General features: G+C 73.7%; 13 protein-coding genes and 1 tRNA gene. 5 read left to right on the forward strand and 9 right to left on the reverse strand.

Features of this window, described 5'->3' with window-relative positions; translation table 11 throughout:
* The coding region (locus AB0I11_RS13895) for a cellulose binding domain-containing protein (protein ID WP_357318786.1) at positions 1-570 on the forward strand (570 nt) is incomplete at its 5' end.
* A 294-nt stretch (positions 571-864) separates the two neighbouring features.
* Complete coding sequence (locus tag AB0I11_RS13900; protein ID WP_357318789.1) at positions 865-2,103, forward strand: Imm1 family immunity protein; 1,239 nt, start codon at positions 865-867, stop codon at positions 2,101-2,103.
* Positions 2,104-2,226: 123 nt separating this feature from the next.
* Here the strand turns inward: AB0I11_RS13900 and AB0I11_RS13905 are convergent, their stop codons facing one another.
* Both AB0I11_RS13905 and AB0I11_RS13910 read right to left on the reverse strand, forming a co-directional pair.
* Positions 2,227-2,583, reverse strand: coding sequence for a DoxX family protein (locus tag AB0I11_RS13905; protein WP_357318792.1), 357 nt, complete (start codon positions 2,581-2,583; stop codon positions 2,227-2,229).
* Between the two features lie 243 nt (positions 2,584-2,826).
* Positions 2,827-2,913: transfer RNA gene (locus AB0I11_RS13910), tRNA-Ser, on the reverse strand.
* 365 nt (positions 2,914-3,278) lie between these two features.
* Between AB0I11_RS13910 and AB0I11_RS13915 the strand changes: the two genes are divergently transcribed.
* Complete coding sequence (locus AB0I11_RS13915) at positions 3,279-4,253, forward strand: NAD(P)H-quinone oxidoreductase (RefSeq protein ID WP_357319190.1); 975 nt, start codon at positions 3,279-3,281, stop codon at positions 4,251-4,253.
* Positions 4,254-4,334: 81 nt separating this feature from the next.
* Here AB0I11_RS13915 and soxR read toward each other — a convergent pair whose 3' ends face one another.
* The gene (soxR, locus tag AB0I11_RS13920) at positions 4,335-4,799 is read right to left on the reverse strand and encodes a redox-sensitive transcriptional activator SoxR (RefSeq protein ID WP_357318794.1); all 465 of its coding nucleotides are present in this window, start codon (positions 4,797-4,799) and stop codon (positions 4,335-4,337) included.
* A 46-nt stretch (positions 4,800-4,845) separates the two neighbouring features.
* Between soxR and AB0I11_RS13925 the strand changes: the two genes are divergently transcribed.
* Together AB0I11_RS13925 and AB0I11_RS13930 are read left to right on the forward strand one after the other, a co-directional pair.
* Entirely contained in the window at positions 4,846-5,538 is a 693-nt protein-coding gene (locus AB0I11_RS13925; RefSeq protein WP_357318797.1) for a transketolase, read from the forward strand.
* A gap of 2 nt (positions 5,539-5,540) precedes the next feature.
* Positions 5,541-6,419: a transketolase gene (locus tag AB0I11_RS13930; protein WP_357318800.1), complete on the forward strand. Its 879-nt coding sequence runs from the start codon at positions 5,541-5,543 to the stop codon at positions 6,417-6,419.
* Between the two features lie 15 nt (positions 6,420-6,434).
* Here the strand turns inward: AB0I11_RS13930 and AB0I11_RS13935 are convergent, their stop codons facing one another.
* The 6 genes from AB0I11_RS13935 to AB0I11_RS13960 form a co-directional block, all read right to left on the reverse strand.
* Positions 6,435-7,136, reverse strand: coding sequence for a glycosyltransferase family 2 protein (locus AB0I11_RS13935; protein WP_357318803.1), 702 nt, complete (start codon positions 7,134-7,136; stop codon positions 6,435-6,437).
* A 160-nt stretch (positions 7,137-7,296) separates the two neighbouring features.
* Complete coding sequence (locus AB0I11_RS13940; RefSeq protein WP_357318806.1) at positions 7,297-7,896, reverse strand: hypothetical protein; 600 nt, start codon at positions 7,894-7,896, stop codon at positions 7,297-7,299.
* A 59-nt stretch (positions 7,897-7,955) separates the two neighbouring features.
* Complete coding sequence (locus tag AB0I11_RS13945) at positions 7,956-9,404, reverse strand: HAMP domain-containing sensor histidine kinase (protein ID WP_357318809.1); 1,449 nt, start codon at positions 9,402-9,404, stop codon at positions 7,956-7,958.
* Positions 9,397-10,089 carry a response regulator transcription factor gene (locus AB0I11_RS13950; protein ID WP_357318812.1) on the reverse strand — a complete coding sequence of 231 codons (693 nt, stop codon included), beginning with the start codon at positions 10,087-10,089 and terminating at the stop codon, positions 9,397-9,399. The genes AB0I11_RS13945 and AB0I11_RS13950 overlap by 8 nt, the downstream gene beginning before the upstream one ends.
* A 69-nt stretch (positions 10,090-10,158) precedes the next feature.
* Positions 10,159-10,671 (reverse strand): hypothetical protein, encoded by a 513-nt coding sequence (locus AB0I11_RS13955; protein ID WP_357318815.1) that lies wholly within the window; start codon positions 10,669-10,671, stop codon positions 10,159-10,161.
* A gap of 206 nt (positions 10,672-10,877) precedes the next feature.
* Positions 10,878-12,500 carry a glycoside hydrolase domain-containing protein gene (locus AB0I11_RS13960; RefSeq protein ID WP_357318818.1) on the reverse strand — a complete coding sequence of 541 codons (1,623 nt, stop codon included), beginning with the start codon at positions 12,498-12,500 and terminating at the stop codon, positions 10,878-10,880.
* Positions 12,501-12,533: the final 33 nt, after the last annotated feature.

Here is a 12,533-nt window from a genome sequence, read left to right on the forward strand (position 1 = left end):
TACCAGTACTGGAGCGTCCGGCAGTCGCACCGCAACAGCGGCACCATCACCACCGCCAACCACTTCAACGCCTGGGCCAGCCACGGCCTGAACCTGGGTACCCACGACTACCAGATCATGGCCACCGAGGGCTACCAGAGCAGTGGCAGCTCCAGCATCACGGTGAGCGAGGGATCCGGCCCCACCAACCCGACCACCCCGCCGCCGAACAGCCCGCCGCCGACCACCAGCAGCCCGCCCCCGACCCAGGGCGGCGGAGCCTGCCGGGTGAGCAACGCGCTGAACGCGTGGAACAACGGCCTGACCGACAACATCACCATCACGAACACCGGCTCGTCCGCCATCAACGGCTGGTCCCTGCGGTTCAACCTGGCGTCCGGGCAGAACATCACCTCCGGCTGGAACGCCAGTTACTCGCCGAGCAGCGGCCAGGTGACCGCGACCAACGTGAGCTACAACGGCAGCATCCCACCGGGCGGGTCGACCACGATCGGCTTCCAGGCCACCCACTCGGGCAACACCGCCGCACCGAGCGGATTCACCCTCAACGGCGCCGCCTGCAGCAGCTGACGGCACCGCGCCGTGCCGGGCCCCTTTCTCCTCCGGGCCCGGCACGGCACCGCCCCCTGGCCGGCGTTCCCGCTGGCCAGGGGGCGTTCTGCTGCCCTCGGCAGGGCGCGCGCCGGGACGAGGTCCCACCGTCGCGCCGCACCTGGCTCGCCAGCGCGCCGAGGGCCGGCACGGCGTACCCGGGTCGCGGTCACCGAGCCTCGACGGGCGTCCATCCGACGCCGTCCACGGCGGGAGATTGTGTTGATCGAAAAGCGTCGGTATAAGTGATCATGACAAACGGGGGTAGTGGGATTGGACACGTTCGAGGAGCAGCTCGAGGCCGCCCGGCGTACCGGTACGGAGCGGGTCGAGGCGGCGGGCCGCAGTGGCGCGTCCTCGTTGGACCTGAGTGGGCTCATGCTGGCGGCCCTGCCGGATTCACTGCGTGAGCTGACCGCGCTCACCCAGCTCAACCTGGCCGGTAACCGGCTCACCGAGTTGCCGGACTGGCTGACCGGTCTGACCGCGCTCACCGAGCTCAACCTGACCGCCAACCAGCTCGCCGCGCTGCCGGACCGGCTGGGCGACCTCACCGCCCTCACCCGGCTCGACCTGGCCGGCAACCGGCTCACCGTGCTGCCCGAGTCGCTGACCGGGTTGAGCGGCCTCACCGAGCTGTTCGTGCCGGGCAACCGCCTCGCGGCGCTACCGGAGTCGCTGGGGGCGCTGACCGCCCTCACCGAGCTGTTCGTCGGCGGCAACCAGCTCATCGCGCTGCCGGAGTCCCTGGGTGACCTCACCGCCCTCACCCGGCTGGGCCTCTCCGGCAACCAGCTCACCGCGCTGCCGGGCTCACTGGGCAGGCTGACCGCCCTCACCTGGCTCGACCTGGCCGGCAACCGGCTCACCGCGCTACCGGACCGGCTGGGCGACCTCACCGCCCTCACCCGACTCGACCTGACCGGCAACCAGCTCACCGCGCTGCCGGACTCACTGGGCAGGCTGACCGCCCTCACCCACCTGCTCCTGACCGCCAACCGGCTCACCGCGCTGCCCGCGTCGCTGGGCAACCTGACCACTCTCACCCGGCTCGACCTGGCCGGCAACCAGCTCTCCGCAGTACCGGACTGGCTCGGCAGACCCGGAAGGAATCCGATGAACGCACCGCTGCAGGCCTGGATCGACGGCACCCCCACCCGCGTCGACAGCGCCGCTCACCTCGACGCCCTCCTGGACCGGGTACCGCCCAGCGGGGTCACGCTGACCGCCGAGGCCGAGGTGCCCAGCCTGTTCGTCAACCTGGCCGGCGACCAGTCCGAGCTGATGTGGGAGGACGACGAGGACATCATGATCAGCTGGGGCCCGGTGCCGGCGGGCGCCCCGTCGGGCCAGACCGCCGCCGACGCCGAATACGCGTACGCCGACCCGTGGTTCACCGAGTCGGGCGACGAGCCGCCCGCCCTCACCGCCGACCAGGCCCGCCGGGCGGCGCACGAGTTCCTGGATACCGGCCGGCGCCCCACCGGCGTCCAGTGGGTCGAGAAGCCGTAGCGGGCCGGCGGGACCGCCGCGGGCGGAGGGTGTGGGATTGAACCCGTCAAACGCTTTCCGAGTCTGTTGCCCGGCCCTCCGAGGTGATCCACCTACCCGCCGGTGAGGGTTGGCCCTCGCGGGTCACCAGGGGCCGTGGTAGCCGAGGTTCAGGGCCAAGGCGGCCAGGGAGACGGCGAAGAACACGGCCGGTCCGACGAGCTGGCGGGAGCCCACCCGCAGGTGGGCACCGAACGCGCCAACGAAGTACAGCACAAGGCCAGCGGCGGCGAGTGTGCCCAGCAGCGGCACGGTGAACCCGGCCAGCAGCCCCAACGAGCCCGCCGTCAGCACCATGCCCAACACCGGTCCCCACGACCGTGGCAGGCGCTTCATGTCCAACTGGGCCTTGGGGTAGTCGTGGCCGATCAGGTAGGTGACGGCGGCGGCGCCGGTGAATACCGCGGCGACGATGGTAACCGCGACGTATGCGGCGAACATGAGACCCCCTGTCGGTGGGGCAATGCCTGGTTGTCGCTGCAAGGGCGAGATAGCCCGGTCAGATGTGACGGATCATGACCGGCATCACAGGAATGGATCTCCGCCGCCGCCCTTTCAGCGATCGAGGCAACCCACTGATCCAAGATCTCCGAATGCGGTACGAGAGCCGGGCGCACCGCCCGTAGATCCGGTCCCTGGCCAGCGTTCGCGCTGGTCAGGGGACGTTTTTGCGGCCCATCGGAGCGGAGGGTGTGGGATTCGAACCCACGAAGACATCGCTGCCTTACCGGTTTTCAAGACCAGCGCCATCGGCCACTAGGCGAACCCTCCCGGCCACGCTCCCAGCGGGGTACGTGACGGTGCCTAGTCTGCCACGGATCGGGAAACCCGAGTGCCGCCCTCCCACCCCCGTGGTGCGGACGGCCGCCGGGTGGGAGACCCCGCCGGTGGTGCTGATCAGCGGAATCATGCCGGCCACCGGTCCACTGTGGCCGGAATGCTGGCCCGGCCGCGCGCAGCCGCGCGGCGACGTATGCCGTCGCATGGTCGTGGGCGGCCGGGCGGTGACCTGGATGCCGCGTGCCGCGCCGACGCTCCCGGCTGGGGCGCTGGCTGAGGCGCGGACCCCGGCGGAGACGGTGGACGAGATCGTGGCCCGGGCGCGGACGGCCGGGCGGATCGGGTATGACTGGACCATGCACGCGATCACGATCCCGAAGCCCGGTGGACCCGACGCTCTCGTCTGGGCGGCGGTGCCCGATCCGGAGCCCGGCCCGGGCGAGGTGGTGGTCGAGGTGCGGGCCAGCGCGGTCAACCGGGCCGACCTGCTGCAACGGCAGGGGCAGTACCCGCCGCCGCCGGGCGCGCCGGCGTACCCCGGGTTGGAGTGCTCGGGGGTGGTGGCGGCGGTCGGCCCCGAGGTGACCGGCTGGGCCGTCGGCGACGAGGTCTGCGCGCTGCTGGCCGGTGGCGGGTACGCGGAACGGGTCGCCGTGCCGGCCGGGCAACTGCTGCCGGTGCCGGCCGGGGTGGACCTGGTCGACGCCGCGGCACTGCCGGAGGTGGCCTGCACGGTCTGGTCGAATGTGGTGCAGCTGGCCCGCCTCACCGAGGGCGAGACGCTGCTGGTCCACGGTGGCGGCAGCGGGATCGGCACCTTCGCCATCCAGCTCGGTGCGGCGCTCGGCGCGACCGTGGTGGTGACCGCCCGCGCCGGGAAGCACGAGCGGCTGCGCGAGCTGGGCGCCGCGCACACCGTCGACTACCAGGAGCAGGACTTCGTCGCGGAGGTCCGGCGGGTCACCGAGGGCCGGGGCGCGGACGTGATCCTGGACATCATCGGCGGGGCGTACCTGCCGCGTAACGTGGCGGCGCTGGCCACCGGCGGGCGGCTCGTGGTGATCGGCATGCAGGGCGGCCGCAAGGGCGAACTGGACCTGGGCATGCTGCTGACGAAGCGCGCCTCGGTGCACGCGACCGCGCTGCGGTCCCGCCCGGTGGCGGAGAAGGCGGAGATCGTCCGGGGCGTCCGCGAGCAGGTGTGGCCGCTGGTCGAGGCGGAGCAGATCCGGCCGGTGGTGCACGCGCGGGCGAAGATGGCCGACGCCGCCGACGCGCACCGGCTGGTGGAGTCCAGCGACCACCTGGGCAAGGTGCTGCTGGTCCGGTGACCGGCCGGCCGCGTCGTCCGTCGGCTCGGCCGGCCGGGGAGGTCAGGCCGCGTCGCCCGCCGGCTCGGCCGGCCGGGGAGGTCAGGCCGCCTCGCCGCCCGGCTCGCCGGGCCGGGGCAGCATGAGCCGGGCGCCGGGGCCCTCGGCGGCCAGCGCGTCGCCGGGGTTGTAGAGGGTGCAGCGCTGCAACGACAGGCAGCCGCAGCCGATGCAGCCGTCCAGGTCGTCACGGAGCTTGCCGAGCAGCCGGATCCGCTCGTCGAGCCGGTCCCGCCAGGCCCTGGACAGCGCGGCCCAGTCGTCCGGGGTGGGCGTACGCGACGACGGCAGCGAGTCCAGCGCCTCCCGGATCTCCTCCAGCGAGACCCCGACCTGCTGGGAGATCCGGATGAACGCCACCCGGCGCAGCTCGGTGCGGGCGTACCGGCGCTGGTTGCCGCCGGTGCGCTGGGCCCGGATCAGCCCCAGCCGCTCGTAGTAGCGCAGGGCGGAGGGCGCCACCCCGCTGCGCGCGGAGAGCTGTCCGATGGTGAGTGCTTCGTACATCACATGGCCTTGAGTTGAAGTGAACTTCAAGTCCGAGGCTAGCCGCATGACGACGACCACTGCCACCGACCCGGCCGCGCTGGGCGCGCTGCTCGACCGGGTCCGCGCCGGACGCGAGTTCGGCGCGAACGTCTACTCGACGCTCGACGTCCTCCAGGTCCTCTACGACCGGGTGCTCCGGATCACCCCGGACACCGTCGACGACCCGGACCGGGACCGGTTCCTGCTCTCCAAGGGCCACGCGGTCGCCGGCTACTACGCGCTGCTCGCGGCGAAGGGTTTCCTGCCGGTCGAGTGGCTGGACGACCAGGGCGGGCCGAACAGCCTTCTCGGCGACCACCCGGACCGGACCCTGGTCCCCGGCGTGGAGATCGGCTCCGGGTCGCTCGGCCACGGCCTCGGCCTGGCCGTGGGCACCGCGCTCGGCCTGCGCGCCCAGGGCCGGCCCGACCCCCGGGTGTACGTGCTGCTCGGCGACGCCGAACTCGACGAGGGATCCAACCACGAGGCGATCGCGTACGCCGGCGCCACCGGGCTCGGCAACCTCACCGCGATCGTGCTGGACAACCGGTCGGCGAGCCACGGCTGGCCGGGCGGCGCCGCCAGCCGGTTCACCGTCAACGGGTGGAGCGCCGCGACCGTCGACGGCCGCGACCACGACGCCCTGCACGCCGCCCTCACCGGGCACGACCATCACCGGCCGCACGTCGTCGTCGCGGTCATCACGGACGGGAAGTGACCATGCGCGAGACCTTCGTGACCACCGCCACCGGGTTTCTGGACGACCCGCGTACCGCGATCGTGCTGGCCGACATCTCCGCCGCCGCGTTCGCCCCGGCCGCCGCGCGGCACCCCGACCGGGTGCTCAACGTCGGCATCCGGGAGCAGCTCATGGTGGGCGTGGCGGGCGGACTGGCGTTGACCGGGCTGCGTCCGATCGTGCACAGCTACGCGCCGTTCCTCGTCGAGCGGGCGTACGAGCAGATCAAGCTGGACCTCGACCACCAGGGGGTCGGTGCGGTGCTGGTCAGCGTCGGGGCGTCGTACGACCGGGCGGCGGCGGGACGCACCCACCTGGCGCCGGCCGACGTGGCACTGATCGACACCCTGCACGACTGGACGGTGCACGTGCCCGGGCACCGGGACGAGGTGCCCGGCCTGCTGCGGGACGCGGTGTGCGGCGACGGCTCGGCGTACCTGCGCCTCTCCACGGAGAGCAACGGGCAGCCGCACCCGGACGCGGGCGACCTGCGGATGGTGCGCGACGCCGGCCCGGGCGCGCCGCTGCTCGTGGTGGTCGGTCCGCTGCTGGACGAGGCGGTCGCCGCCGTCGCCGACCGGGCGGTCACCGTGGCGTACACCCACCGGCCGCGCCCGTTCGACACCGCCGGGCTGCGGGCCCTCGCGGGCGGCGAGGTGATCCTGGTCGAGCCGTACCTGGCCGGCACCTCGGCGCGGGTGGTCGGCGCCGCGCTGGCCGACCGGCCGCACCGGCTGCTCGCGCTCGGGGTGGGCCGCACCGAGCTGCGCCGCTACGGCACCGCGGCCGACCACACCCACTGGCACGGTCTGGACGCCGCCGGGCTGCGCCGCTCGATCGACGCGTTCCTGTCCGCGTGAGGAGGGAGGGCGGCGTCAGCGGGTGGGTGCCGGGCGGCGCCGGGTCCGCTCCCGGGCCAGGATCCAGATCGCCTCGACGCCGTCCTTCCAGGTGATCTTCTTGCCCTCCTCGCGGCCCCGGGCGCGGTAGCTGATCGGCACCTCGTACGGGCGGATCCGCCGGCGGAGCAGCTTGCCGGTGACCTCGGCCTCCATCCCGAAGCCGCGGGACCGTACGCCGAGTGAGCGGTACAGCTCGAGCGGCATCAGCTTGAAGCAGGTCTCCAGGTCGCCGATGTAGGAGTTGTAGAGCACGTTCGCCACCGTGGTGACGCCCTTGTTGCCGATCACGTACCAGAAGCTGTAGGCGCTGTGGCTGCCGAAGGTGCGGTTGCCGTACACCACGCTGGCCCGGCCGTCGAGCACCGGCTCGAGCAGCTTCGGGATGTCCTGCGGGTCGTACTCGAGGTCGGCGTCGAGGATGACCATGTACTCGCCCTCGGCGTTGTCGACGGCGGTCCTGATCGCCGCGCCCTTGCCCGCGTTGCGCGGGTGGGTGATGACCCGCAGGCGCGCGTCGTCCACCCGGCCGAGCACCTCGGCGGTGCCGTCCCGGCTGCCGTCGTCGACCACAACGAGCTCGATCTCACACGGGTAGTCGACCGCCAGCGCCTGCTTCAGGGCGTCGCCGATGCGTTCTTCCTCGTTGTAGACCGGCATGAGGATCGAGAGCTTCACACGGGTTCTCCAGGTGTAAGGACGGGCAAATCGGCCCTAGCGTAACCTGGCGGCTTTCCGCGGGGGCGCGAGCAGCGTCGCTGAGCTGTGTGAAGATGGCCGATCGGTGCCGGACGCCAGGCGACGGCCGCCCACCGGGACGGCCGCCGCGCGGGGTGACTCAGCGTTGCTTGAGCGGGACCACGACCAGTCGGGCGACCCCACCGTCGCCCTCCCGGGCGCCGGCCACGCCGACCGTGGTGCCCACCTTGATGTCGCTCGACCGCACCGTGGCCCGCCGCTCGACCACCCGCAGCTTGTCACCGAAGGTCCAGGTCATCGTGAAGCCGTCGGCGGACTTCACGGTCATCGACCGGTCGTCGACGGCGGTCACCTGGCCGCGCTGCACCGCCACGGTCTTCGTGCCGCCCTCCTTGGCCTGCACCACCACCTCGCCGTGCAGGGTGTTCTTGCGCAGCAGCACCCGGGCCCGGTGCCGCTTGCGCCACTCCTGCCCGCGCTCACCCTTGCGGTCCGGGCCGGCCTTCGCCCCGGGCGAACCGGAGGGGGCCGGCGCGGCGACCGGGTCCACGTCCAGGTCGCCGGCGTCGAGGCCCAGCGCGGCGAGGGCCTGACCGTCCGCGCCCAGGGCGGCGGCCACCTCGACCGCGCTCTCCTTCGCGGAGTCCTGGGCGAGCTGGGCCGGGCCGCAGCCGGTGAGGCCGAGCGCGGCCGCCGCGAGCAGGGCGGTGACGCCGGTGACGATTCGCTGACGTGCCATCGGTGGTCCTCTCTTCGTCTCTGGTGCGCCCAGCATCCCCCGCCCGCGCGAGCGGAGCGTCAGGCCGATGTTCGGGTCAGGTAAGGATCGCCGGGCAGCCGGACGGTGAAGGCGGCCCCGCCCTCCGGCGCGTGCCCGGCGGTGATCTCCCCGCCGAGCCGGCGGACCAGCCCGGCGGCGAGCGCCAGGCCCAGCCCGCTGCCCACCTTGCGTACCCCCCGGTACCGCTGGTGCAGGGCGCCGCGCTCGAACGCCACCGCCAGGTCGTCGTCGGTGAAGCCGGGCCCGCCGTCGCGGACCTCGATCATCCCGCCGGTCGCCGGGTCCGCGCCGACCGGCCGGACCGCGAGCACGACCGGCGCCCCCGGCGGTACGACCCGCAGCGCGTTCTCCAGCAGCCCGTCCACCACCTGCCGGATCCGGCCCGGATCGGTGTACGCGGGCACCGGACCGGCCGGCGCCTCCAGCCGGAACGGCACGCCGACCGCCGCGCACCGGTCCGACCAGGTCCGTTCGGCGTCGGCCGCGAGCCGGGTCAGGTCCACCGGACCCGGGTCCAGCGGGAAGTCGGCGGCCTCCAGCCGGGCCAGCGCCAGCAGGTCGCTGACCAGCCGGTCCAGGTGCTCGGCCTCGGCCAGCACGGTCCGGCCGGTGGCCGGCACCGCGTCCGCGTCGAGCACCCCGTCGGCGAGCGCCTCGGCGTAGCCACGGATCGCGGTGAGCGGGGTGCGCAGCTCGTGTGAGACCGAGAGCAGGAACTCCCGCTGCCGTCCCTCGCTGGTGGCCAGCGCGGCGGCCAGCCCGTTCAGCGCGTACGCCAGGTCGGCCACCTCGTCGGGCGGTTCGACCGGCACCCGCACCGCGCGGTCCCCGGCGCGCAGCCGGGCGGCGGCGTGCGCGGCGGTCCGGATCGGTCGGGCCAGCCGGCGGGCCAGCAGCAGCCCGGCGGCCACCCCGGCGGCGAGCCCGGCCAGCAGCGGCAGCCAGAGGCCGCGCAGCACCTGCCGCCACGGTCCGCTGCTGGTGGCCCGGGTGAGCACCACGCCGTCCCCGCCGGGCAGCGCCCGCCCCTCCACCAGGGCCCGGTGCCCGGCGACGAGCCGGCGGCCGGAGACGTTGCCGCCGGCGGCCACCCGGGCCACCACCGGCCGGGGCAGGCCGGCCCGGTCGACCTGGCCGGCCCGGATGACGTACACCTCGATGTCCTGCTGACGGAGCTGGCGGATGAGCCGGTCGCCGACGGTGTCCCGCTGGCGGACCGCCCGGACACGCAGCACGTCGGCGGCGAGCCGGGCCTGCGCGGCCAGCGCCGCCTGGTCGCGCCGCTCCGCGCCGCGGACCGCCAGGGGGACCGCGACCAGCGCGGTGACCAGCACCGACACCAGCGCCACCGCACAGGTGACCAGCACCGCGCGGGCGGTCAGGGTGTGCACGAGGCGCCGGCGCGGCCGGGTCGGGGCGGGCCGGGCGCCGATGACCGGCAGCGCGACGGTGGGCTGGTCAGGCATCGGCCGCGTACCCGACGCCGCGGTGGGTGCGGATCACGCTGGCCGGGCCGAGCTTGGCCCGCACCTGGGCCACGTGCACGTCGACCGTCCGGGTGCCGGCGTGGGCGGCGTACCCCCAGACGCCGGCCAGCAGCTCCTCCCGGGTGAACACCCGGCCGGGCCGGGCCATCAGGTGCGCGAGCAGGTCGAACTCGGTCGAGGTGAGCTGGACCGGGGCGCCGGCGGCGGTGACCGTCCGGCGGGCCGGGTCGAGGGTCACCGCGCCGACCACCCGGGGCTGCTCGGCGCCGGCCGGCGGGTTGGCCGTGCGGCGCAGCACCGCGCGCACCCGGGCGACCAGCTCGCGCGGGCTGAACGGCTTGGTCACGTAGTCGTCCGCGCCCAGTTCCAGGCCGACGATCCGGTCGACCTCGTCGTCGCGGGCGGTGAGGAAGATGACCGGTGTCCAGTCGCCGTCGGCGCGCAGCCGGCGGCAGACCTCGGTGCCGGCCAGGCCGGGCAGCGCGATGTCGAGCACGCAGGCCACCGGGCGCAGCCGCCGCGCGGCGGCCAGGCCGGCGGTGCCGTCCCGTTCCAGGTGTACGCCGAAGCCGTCCCGGGTCAGATAGAGCCGGACCAGGTCGGCGATGGCCGGCTCGTCCTCCACCACGAGGACGAGCCCGCGCGGGGCGGTGTCGGCGGTCACCGGCCCATGATTACCGACCGGTGGCCGCCGGGGCGGCCCGCGCCATGTTCGGGTTCGGTAAGGAGCCGGTCAGCGGACCGACGCGGGGCGCAACACGGTCGGACGGACGCCGGCCGGCGGCTCGCCGATGGTGGCCACCAGCCGCTCGGCGGGCGTCCGGAGCCGGGTCCGGAAGGCGTGGTTGAGCAGCGCGTCGAGCTGCCAGACCTGCTTCGGGTGGTGGGTACGGATGAGGAACCGCTCGCGCATGCCGTCGATCGCGGTGGCCGCCAGCTCCACACACTGCGACCGGGCGTCCGGGCTCCAGGTGACGTTGCTCAGCTCGCGCAGTTCGGTGTTGAGGTGCAGGCGCAGCCGGTGCAGGACCCGGGTCTGCCGGGTCACCACCAGCCGGCGGTGGGTGAGCAGCATGAGGTACTCGCCGCCGATCGGATGGTCGGGGCGGCTGCACCGGGTGACCAGGATGGTCGCGTCGCCGGAGCCGACGCACCGGCGGAAGATCGGCATGTGCCGACTCACGGTCTGGGCCGCCAGGCCGGTCTCGGCGGCGGCCGGAAGGAACGTTCGGGAGAACACGTCCATGCAACATGCAACGAGCAATTGAGCTGGGGTGATATGGGTCACCGCAAATTTCTGGAACTTCCACCCCGCTGAGCCGCACCCAGGGTGCGACGGTCGGGGTCGGGCCGGCGACGACCGGCCACGGTTCGGCGGGCGCCGCGCCGGTCGGCACCGGCACCCAGTCGACCTGGTACAGCGGGCCGGCGTCGCCGGCCCGACCCGCGACGTCACAGCAGCGGTTGCTGCAACCGGGCGGTGGACTTGCTGAGCAGGATCGGGCCGGAGAACGTGCTGCCCGACCAGCGGTAGCGGTTGATGAGGTTGGTCGCGGTGTCCACCGCCACCAGGTCCGCCCGGCCGTCCCGGTCGAAGTCACCGACGGAGACGAGGTCACGCCGGCCGGTCCAGCCGCTGCCCGCCTTGACCCCCGACGCCAACTGGCCGGCCGTCGTCACCGTGTACCGGTAGAGGTCGCCGGTGCGGGTCTGCCGCGCCAGCAGGTCGACATACCCGTCCCCGTTGATGTCCGAACCGCCGGTCAGCTCGTCCATGCCGGTCCAGCCGCTGCTGCCCAGCACGATCCGCGCACCGAAGCCGGTGCCCCGGCCCGGGTAGAGGTAGAGCGACCCGTTGGTGTTCGCCACCACCAGGTCCGGGTAGCCGTCCCGGTTGTAGTCGCCGATCGGGGCGAACTGGCGGTAGGCGCTGGTGAATCCGCTACCGACCCGGACACGCGGCCCGAGGCCACCGGTGCCGGTGCCCGGGTAGAGCCAGAGGTACCCGGTGGCGGTCTCCCGCGCGATGATGTCCTCGCCGCCGGACCGGTCGAAGTTCCCCACCCGGATGATCTCGTTCATGGCGAGCCAGCCGCCGCCGAGCGAGATCCGCGGGGCGAGCCCGCTGCCGTTCCCCGGTTGCAGGTAGAGCGTCCCGCTGCGGCTGTCCCGGTAGACCAGGTCGGAGAAGCCGTCGCTGGTGAAGTCCCGGATGGCGGGCAACGGCGCCAGGTCGAGGTAGTTCGAGTCGATGTTGAGCTGGATCCCGCCCCAGGTCTCGTTGTGGTCGCCCTGGTACTGCTTCATCCGCCGCTTGGGGGCCCAGTAGTCGGCCGGGATGGCCGGGTCCGAGACCGTCGCCACGCCGTCCCACTTCGCGAAGTCCAGGTAGTCCGGCGGCACGTGCCCGGCCGTGCGGTACGCCGCCACCTGCTGTGCGACGCCGGTGGAGAGGCTGCTGTAGAAGCCGGAGAAGTAGCCGTGGTCGTGCAGCCGCGCGCTGTACGCGCTGACGTACGAATTGACCGCCTGGACGCAGGCCGGATCGCTGGTCGGGTACGACTCGACGTCGACGATCAGCACGCTGCCGGTCTCGAGCCCGAGGTTGCGCGCCTGGAGCGCGGCGTCGTCGGCCTCGGCGCGCCCCTGCCCGGCCGCCAGCGCCGAGTCGGCGGACATCCGGTGCGGGAACGTCGTGCAGGGCGCCTGCAGGCCGACGTAGAGCGGGATGAGCCGCCACCCGGCGGCCAGTTGGGTGGCGACCCACTGCGGCGTGAGGTTCGGCTGGGCGCAGCCGCGGCTCACCCCGCCGAAGTAGATCCCGACGGCCCGGTACGGCGACGCCAGCCAGGCCTGCATCGCCGCGCTGGACGGGGCGGTGCAGGTGTCGAACCCGTACCCGGTGAAGGCGCCGGGTTGCGGGCCGTAGGTGGCCGCGACCGGGGTCATCGGCGGCGGAGCGGTGATGCCGGAGGCGGCGAGCAGCGCCGCGGCCCCCAGCAGCCCGGTGGTCAGGGCGGCACCGAGCCGCCTCGCGGTGGCGCGCGATATCGCCCGGCCAGAGCGCAGAATCATGAGTCCCCGTTCGTCGGCACGAAAGCCGGCGGG

This window comes from Micromonospora sp. NPDC050495, from assembly GCF_040655175.1.
Taxonomy (GTDB): Bacteria; Actinomycetota; Actinomycetes; order Mycobacteriales; family Micromonosporaceae; genus Micromonospora.

Excerpts from the sequence above, each read along its gene's own strand:
- AB0I11_RS13905 (WP_357318792.1), bottom strand. The coding sequence starts at position 2,583 with ATGTTCGCCGCATACGTCGCGGTTACCATCGTCGCCGCGGTATTCACC.
- AB0I11_RS13915 (WP_357319190.1), top strand. The coding sequence starts at position 3,279 with ATGCACGCGATCACGATCCCGAAGCCCGGTGGACCCGACGCTCTCGTC.
- soxR (WP_357318794.1), bottom strand. The coding sequence starts at position 4,799 with ATGTACGAAGCACTCACCATCGGACAGCTCTCCGCGCGCAGCGGGGTG.
- AB0I11_RS13925 (WP_357318797.1), top strand. The coding sequence starts at position 4,846 with ATGACGACGACCACTGCCACCGACCCGGCCGCGCTGGGCGCGCTGCTC.
- AB0I11_RS13930 (WP_357318800.1), top strand. The coding sequence starts at position 5,541 with ATGCGCGAGACCTTCGTGACCACCGCCACCGGGTTTCTGGACGACCCG.
- AB0I11_RS13940 (WP_357318806.1), bottom strand. The coding sequence starts at position 7,896 with ATGGCACGTCAGCGAATCGTCACCGGCGTCACCGCCCTGCTCGCGGCG.
- AB0I11_RS13945 (WP_357318809.1), bottom strand. The coding sequence starts at position 9,404 with ATGCCTGACCAGCCCACCGTCGCGCTGCCGGTCATCGGCGCCCGGCCC.
- AB0I11_RS13955 (WP_357318815.1), bottom strand. The coding sequence starts at position 10,671 with ATGGACGTGTTCTCCCGAACGTTCCTTCCGGCCGCCGCCGAGACCGGC.
- AB0I11_RS13960 (WP_357318818.1), bottom strand. The coding sequence starts at position 12,500 with ATGATTCTGCGCTCTGGCCGGGCGATATCGCGCGCCACCGCGAGGCGG.